Below are 7,638 nucleotides of genomic sequence, written 5' to 3' on the forward strand. Positions count from 1 at the left end.
TCCGACCGCGCCTTCCACCGGTGAAACCCGCCGGTGAATTTCGGCGCCCGTGCTGCGGTTCCCGCACGGGCGCCGATGGCTGAGGCTGCTTGCTCCACGCTGTCATGAACGACAGTTGAGCCCCTCTTGAGCTACGGATTCCGTAGGTAGAGGACCGTTGACGATTCGGATTCCGCAGGGTTCGATGCGGCACGGGAGCACGCACCCCCGCCGCACGAGTCGATCGGAACCGCTCCATGACTGACACGCTTCGCACCGTCGACTCCGTCCCCGCCCGTGTCCCCGTCCCCTTGGGAGCGGACAGCGGGCCCGGCGAAGCCGGTCTCGACGAAGCCGGTACCGGTCCCCGTACGCTCAAGCGGTCCATCGGGGTCGTCGGCGGCACCCTGCTCACGATCTCCTGCGTGACACCGGCCTCCACGCTCTTCGTGGTCGTCCCCGACCTGTTCGGGTCCCTCGGCACGGCGACTGCCCTGACCGTCGCCGTCGGCTCGCTGCTCTGTATCGCCGTGGCGTTCTGCTACTCGGAGCTGGGCACCCTCATCCCCAGCGCGGGCGGCGAGTACGCCATGGTGTCGACGATGGCCGGCCGGCTCGCGGGCTGGCTGGTCTTCGTCCTGTCGCTCCTCGTCGTGATGATCGTCCCGCCCGTGATCGCGATGGGCACGGCCGACTACCTCGCGCCCCTCGTGCACTTCGACGCGCCCTGGGCCGGCGCGGGCGTGATGGTGCTCGCCACCCTCGCGGGCCTGCTCGACCTGCGGGCCAACGCCTGGATCACCGGAATCTTCCTGGTGCTTGAGGTCGTCGCGGCGGCCGTCGTGGCCGTCCTCGGCTTCGCGCACGCCGAGCGCGGCGCCGGCAGCCTGGTGTCCATGGAGGTGGCCGGGCCCGGCGGGCACCCGGACACCGTGACGGTGATGCTGGTGGTCTCCGGCCTCGCGATCGCCCTCTTCGTCACCCAGGGCTTCTCGACGGCCGTCTACCTCTCCGAGGAACTGGAGAACCCGCGCCGCAACGTGGCCCGCACGGTCCTGGCCACCCTCGCCATCTCCACGGTGATCATCCTCGTGCCGGTGGCGGCGATCACCGTGGGCGCCCCGGACCTGGCCGCGCTCACCGGCGGGGACATCAGCGGCATGGTCGCCGCGTGGTCGAACTCGGCGGTCGGCACGTTCGTCAGCCTCTGCGTGGCGCTCGCCATCATCAACGCGGGCATCGTGATGGTCATCCAGAACTCCCGCGTGCTGTTCGCCTCCGCCCGCGACAAGGCCTGGCCCGAGCCGGTCAACAACGTCCTGTCGAAGCTCGGCCGCTTCGGCTCCCCGTGGGTGGCGACGCTCGTGGTGGGCGTACCCGGCGCGGCCCTGTGCTTCGTGAACCTCGACACCCTGTACGGCATCACGGGCGTCTCCGTCACGAGCATGTACATCCTGGTCGCGGTGGCCGCGCTCCTGGCCCGCCGAGGCCCCCACGCCCACACCCAGGCCTGGCGCATGCCGCTGTGGCCGACGCTCCCGGTCCTCCTCATAGCGGTCCTGGTCTACGTCCTCACCACACAGGACCCGACGTACCTGGCATGGACAGGCGGCATCACAGCAGCGGCAACCCTCTACTGGGCCCTGTACCTACGCCCCCGCCGAACGACCCGCTGGCTGGTGACGATCCCGGACACCCACTAGGGGCGCAGCCCTCCAGGGGCGCGGGGAACGGCGCAATCTTTTCAGGGGGCGCAGCCCCCAAGGGGCGCGGGGAACTGCGCGACCAGCCCCCACCGACCCGCACAGGACCACCGGCGGAGCCACCCCGCATACCGCACGCGCGGTACATGTGACAGCCCTCGTACTCCTACGGGATACCGCCAAGCTCCCCCCACCGACCCCGCCCCCACCCGGCAGGGCCCCGTACGGTTGAACCATGGATCTTCGAATGCCCGCAGCACCACGACGATGGCTGCGAGGCCCACGCCGCTGGACCGCCGCGGCCCTCGTCGTCGTGCTGGCCGGCGCCGGGACATGGACCGCGGTCGCCTCCGACGAGGCCCCCGCGGTGCACCGCGCCGACAGCGTCATCCCCACGGCGGACGGGGTGCGGATCGACACGTCGTACTTCACCTCGGGCTCCACCGGTTCGGGCGACCGCCGCCCCGCCGTCCTCCTGACCCACGGCTTCGGCGGCGACAAGGAGGACGTACGCGAGCAGGCGGAGAACCTCGCCCGCGACGGCTACGCGGTCCTGACCTGGTCGTCCCGCAGCTTCGGCAGGTCCACCGGCAAGATCGGCCTGAACGACCCGAAGGGCGAGGTCGCCGACGTCTCCAAGCTCATCGACTGGCTGGCGAAGCGCCCCGAGGTCCAGCTCGACAAGGCCGGCGACCCCCGGGTGGGCGTCGCCGGAGCCTCGTACGGTGGCGCGGTCTCCCTCCTCGCGGCGGGCTACGACCAGCGGGTGGACGCCGTCGCCCCTGCGATCACGTACTGGAACCTCGCGGACGCCCTGTTCCCGAACGGCGTCTTCAAGAAGCTCTGGGCCGGGATGTTCATCAACTCCGGCGGCGGCTGCACCAAGTTCGAGACACAGCTCTGCGAGATGTACGAGCGCGTCGCGGAGTCCGGAAAGCCCGACGCCGCGGCCATGAAGCTCCTTGAGGAGCGCAGCCCCTCCGCCGTCGGCGACCGCATCAAGGTCCCCACGCTCATCATGCAGGGCCAGACCGACTCCCTCTTCCCGCTCGGCCAGGCCGACAAGATCGCCAAGGCGGTCAAGGCCAACGGCGCGCCCGTGGACGTCGACTGGATCGCCGGCGGTCACGACGGCGGCGACATGGAGACGGACCGCGTACAGGCACGCGTGACCTCGTGGTTCGACCGCTACCTCAAGGACGACAAGAACGCCGACACGGGCCCCGCGTTCCGGGTCACCCGCACCGGCGGCATCGACTCGACCGACGGCGGCGCCCAGTTGCGGGGCGCCGACGGGGACACCTACCCGGGCCTGACCGGCGGCGACCGCGAGATCGCGCTGAGCGGACGCGAGCAGAAGTTCTCCAACCCCGCGGGCGCCAGCCCGCCCGGCATCTCGGCGCTCCCCGGACTCGGCGGCGCCGGCGGCCTCTCCCAGCTGTCCTCGCTCGGCGTCGGGGTGTCGCTCGACTTCCCCGGCCAGTTCGCGCGCTTCGACTCGAAGGCCGTGACCAGGGACCTGCGGATCACCGGCTCACCCACCGTCACGGTGAACGTGAAGTCGACGACCGACGAGGCCGTCCTCTTCGCCAAGGTGTACGACGTCGGCCCCGGCGGCCGGCAGCAGGTGCTCCCGTCCCAGCTGGTCACCCCGGTCCGCGTCGCGACCGGCGACAGCGGCAAGGACGTGCGCCTCACCCTGCCCGCCATCGACCACGAGGTGCGGGAGGGCCACCACCTGCGCCTGGTCCTCGCCTCGACCGACCTCGGCTACGCGTCCCCGCTGACCCCGGCCACGTACACCGTCTCCGTGAAGAGCGACCTCGCCGTGCCGACCGCGCCCGGGGTGACGACCGGGGCGGCCGGACTGCCCGCCTGGGTGTGGTGGCTGCCGATCGCCGGCGCGCTGACCGCGCTGGCCCTGCTGCTCACGGGCCGCCGCCGCACCACCACGACCCCGCCCGACCCGGCGCTCGCCGAAGTCCCCCTCCAGATCACCGACCTGAGCAAGCGGTACGCGAAGTCCTCGGACCGCTACGCCGTACGGGACCTGTCGTTCCGCGTGGAGAAGGGCCAGGTCCTCGGTCTGCTCGGCCCGAACGGGGCGGGCAAGACCACCACCCTGCGCATGCTCATGGGCCTCATCAAGCCCGACGGCGGCGAGATCCGGGTCTTCGGGCACGCGATCCGGCCGGGCTCCCCGGTCCTGTCCCGGGTCGGCGCCTTCGTGGAGGGCGCGGGCTTCCTCCCGCACCTGTCCGGCCGCGAGAACCTCGACCTGTACTGGCAGGCCACCGGACGTCCGCCCGAGGACGCCCACCTGGAGGAGGCGCTGGAGATCGCGGGCCTCGGGGACGCGCTGTCCCGCGCGGTCCGCACGTACTCCCAGGGTATGCGGCAGCGCCTCGCCATCGCCCAGGCCATGCTCGGCCTCCCCGACCTGCTGATCCTCGACGAACCGACGAACGGCCTCGACCCGCCCCAGATCCGCGAGATGCGCGAGGTCATGATCCGGTACGCCGCCGCAGGCCGCACGGTCATCGTGTCCAGCCACCTCCTCGCCGAGGTCGAGCAGTCCTGCACTCATCTGGTCGTCATGGACCGCGGCCGGCTCGTCCAGGCAGGACCGGTCCACGAGATCATCGGCTCCGGCGACACCCTCCTCGTCGGCCTCGCGACCGACGTCCCGGACCCGCTGGTGGAGAAGGTGGCGGCGCTCCCGGGCATCGACTCGGCGGTCCGCACGGACGACGGCCTGCTGATACGGCTGTCGGCGCGCGTCCCGGTGACCGCGAGTTCCGGAACGGCCGTCGCCGACTCCGCGGCAGCCGCCGACTCCGCGCCCGTCGACGACTCCGTGCCCGCCGACGACTCCGCGGCAGCCGCCCGGCTCCTCGTGGAGCTGGTCCGGCTGGAAGTACCGGTGGCCTCCCTCGGCCCCCACCGCCGCCTGGAGGACGCGTTCCTGACCCTGATCGGAGGCTCCGCGTGAGCACCCTCGTAGAACGTGCAGAGCGTCCCGAAGTGGCGGACGGCTACCGGGCCGGGCGCACCCTGCCGTTGCGGGTCGAGCTGATCCGCCAGCTGAAGCGGCGCCGCACGCTGGTCATGGGGGCGATCCTCGCCGCCCTGCCGTTCGTGCTGGTCGTGGCCTTCGCGATCGGCGGCCAGCCGGAGGGCCGCGAGGGCCGGGTCAGCCTCATGGACACGGCGACGGCCTCGGGCGCCAACTTCGCCGCGACGAACCTCTTCGTCTCGGCGGGCTTCCTGCTGGTCATCCCGGTCGCGCTGTTCTGCGGCGACACCATCGCCTCGGAGGCCAGCTGGTCCTCCCTGCGCTACCTGCTCGCCGCACCCGTGCCCAGGGGCCGCCTCCTGTGGTCCAAGCTCGTGGTCGCGCTCGGCCTCAGCCTCGCCGCGATGGTGCTGCTGCCGGTCGTCGCACTGCTGGTGGGCTCGGTCGCGTACGGGTGGGGTCCGCTGGAGATCCCCACCGGCGGCTCCCTGTCCGCGGGTACGGCCGCCCAGCGACTGGTGATCGTGATCGCGTTCATCTTCGCGTCCCAACTGGTCACCGCCGGGCTCGCGTTCTGGCTGTCGACGAAGACCGACGCTCCGCTGGGCGCGGTGGGCGGCGCGGTCGGCCTGACGATCGTCGGCAACGTACTGGACGCCGTCACCGCCCTCGGCGACTGGCGCCACTTCCTGCCCGCACACTGGCAGTTCGCGTGGGCCGACGCGGTGCAGCCCACCCCCGAATGGGGCGGCATGATCCAGGGCACGGCGGTCTCGGTCACGTACGCGCTGGTGCTGTTCGCCCTGGCCTTCCGCGGTTTCGCCCGCAAGGACGTGGTGTCCTAGAAGCCCCGCGAAGCGGCTTCTGTCCCACCCTCCTAGTGCCCCTCCGACCCTCCGGTGACCCCCAGGTCTCCGGAGGGTCACCCACCGGTCTCGACCGGCGCCCACCGTGGCCGCATCGAGATCCATCCGCAACGCCTCGGGCCGCTCCTTCCGCCCGCCCCGGCCGTCACAGTCACAGACGTCGGCTCACAGCGGTCACCGAGGGGACACACATGAGGCGCACCGAACGGCAGCGGACAGAGCGGTATCGGACAGAGCGGGCTGACCCGTGGGGAGGACCGCCGGGCTCGCGGCGACCGCGCGTACGAGTGCGACGGCGGGGGCGGCGGGTGCGTGGAGTGTTCGTCGCGGCGACCGTCTCACTCGGACTCCTGCTCACCGCCTGCGGCGGCGGAATCGGCGAGGACTCGAACGACCGGGGCGGCGGCAAGGCCCGGGAGGACAACGGCTTCCCCGCCCCCGCCCCGGCCCGGCCGACGGCCCCGCCGGACACGGGCAGGGGAACCGACCAGGGTTACGAGGGCGACGAGCGCAAGGGCGAACTCCGGGAGACCGCACCCCCGGCCGACTACCTCTCCACCTTCGCCCTCGACGTCGACACCGCGTCCTACGGCTATGCGCGCCGGACCCTGCGGGAAGGCCGACGGCCCGATCCGTCGACGGTCCGCCCCGAGGAATTCATCAACAGCTTCCGGCAGAACTACGAGCGCCCCGACGGCAACGGCTTCACCGTCACGATGGACGGCGCCCGCACGGCCGCCCCCGAGGAGAACTTCGGCGAGGAGAGTCCCGGCGAGGAGAACCGGGACTGGCGCTTCCTCCGCGTCGGCCTCGCCACCCGGGAGGCCGAGGACGACGGCGAACGCCGGCCCGCCGCCCTCACTTTCGTCATCGACGTGTCGGGCTCGATGGCCGAACCGGGCCGCCTTGACCTGGCCAAGCAGTCCCTGGACGTGATGACGGACCGGCTGCGCGACGACGACGCGGTCGCGCTGGTCAGCTTCAGCGACGAGGCCAGGACCGTACTCCCGATGACACGCCTGGGCGACCACAGAGGCCGCGTCCACGAGGCGATCGACACCCTCGAACCCACCGACTCGACCAACCTCGGCGCGGGCGTCGAGACCGGCTACCGCACAGCCGTCGACGGACTGCGCGAAGGCGCCACCAACCGGGTCGTGCTGCTCTCCGACGCGCTCGCCAACACCGGTGAGACCGACGCCGACGCCATCCTCGACCGGATCGCGGACGCCCGCCGCGCGCACGGCATCACCCTCTTCGGGGTCGGCGTGGGCAGCGACTACGGCGACGCGCTGATGGAACGCCTCGCGGACAAGGGGGACGGGCACACGACGTACGTGTCCGGTGCGGAGGAGGCGCGCAAGGTCTTCTGCGACGAGTTGCCGCGCAACATCGACCTCACCGCGAGGGACGCGAAGGCACAGGTGTCCTTCGACCCTGAGACGGTCGACCAGTTCAAACTGATCGGCTACGACAACCGGCAGGTCGCCGACGAGGACTTCCGCGACGACCGGGTGGACGGCGGCGAGACGGGTCCCGGACACACGGTGACGGCGCTGTACGCGGTACGGGTCAAGCCGGGCGCGCGGGGGCATGTGGCGACGGCCACCGTGCGCTGGCTGGACCCCTCGACCCGCGTCCCGCACGAGGAGACGGGCCGGGTGGAGGCGGGCGCCCTCGACGGGCCGCTGTGGACGACGACGACCGCACGGAGCGGACTCCAGGTCACGGCTGTGGCCGCATACTTCGCGGACGCGCTGCGCGGGGGCACGCTGCCGGGGTCACCGCCGCTGCGCGAACTGGCCCGCCACGCATCGGCCCTGGCCGCCACGACGGAAAGCACCGCGATCAACGACCTGTCAGACACGATCACCCAGGCAACGACATTGACCCCGTCGTAGCCCTCCGCGCCCCTGAAAGGGGCGGGGACGTGAGGCCGTCGGGCGGGTGCGGCCTGGTGGGGGTTGAGCGCGCAGTTCCCCGCGCCCCTGAGGGGTGGGGACGTGAGGCCGTCGGGCGGGTGCGGCCTGGTGGGGGTTGAGCGCGCAGTTCCCCGCGCCCCTGAGGGGTGGGG

The 7,638-nt window shown here is 72.1% G+C and carries 4 protein-coding genes; all 4 read left to right on the forward strand.

Annotation, left to right across the window (positions count from 1 at the left end; genetic code table 11):
* Positions 1-236: 236 nt before the first annotated feature.
* The 4 genes from C6Y14_RS09760 to C6Y14_RS09775 all read left to right on the forward strand — a co-directional run bounded on the left by C6Y14_RS09760 (position 237) and on the right by C6Y14_RS09775 (position 7,465).
* The gene (locus tag C6Y14_RS09760) at positions 237-1,682 is read left to right on the forward strand and encodes an APC family permease (protein ID WP_107016142.1); all 1,446 of its coding nucleotides are present in this window, start codon (positions 237-239) and stop codon (positions 1,680-1,682) included.
* A 235-nt stretch (positions 1,683-1,917) separates the two neighbouring features.
* On the forward strand, positions 1,918-4,674 hold the full coding sequence (locus tag C6Y14_RS09765; protein ID WP_107016143.1) for an alpha/beta fold hydrolase: 2,757 nt from the start codon (positions 1,918-1,920) through the stop codon (positions 4,672-4,674).
* On the forward strand, positions 4,671-5,543 hold the full coding sequence (locus C6Y14_RS09770) for an ABC transporter permease (RefSeq protein ID WP_107016144.1): 873 nt from the start codon (positions 4,671-4,673) through the stop codon (positions 5,541-5,543). Before C6Y14_RS09765 ends, C6Y14_RS09770 begins: the two co-directional genes overlap by 4 nt.
* Positions 5,544-5,881: 338 nt before the next feature.
* Positions 5,882-7,465 (forward strand): vWA domain-containing protein, encoded by a 1,584-nt coding sequence (locus C6Y14_RS09775; RefSeq protein ID WP_225891009.1) that lies wholly within the window; start codon positions 5,882-5,884, stop codon positions 7,463-7,465.
* Positions 7,466-7,638 lie beyond the last annotated feature (173 nt).

Source organism: Streptomyces dioscori (genome assembly GCF_003024195.1).
Classification (GTDB): domain Bacteria; phylum Actinomycetota; class Actinomycetes; order Streptomycetales; family Streptomycetaceae; genus Streptomyces; species Streptomyces dioscori.

Excerpts from the sequence above, each read along its gene's own strand:
- C6Y14_RS09760 (WP_107016142.1), top strand. The coding sequence starts at position 237 with ATGACTGACACGCTTCGCACCGTCGACTCCGTCCCCGCCCGTGTCCCC.
- C6Y14_RS09765 (WP_107016143.1), top strand. The coding sequence starts at position 1,918 with ATGGATCTTCGAATGCCCGCAGCACCACGACGATGGCTGCGAGGCCCA.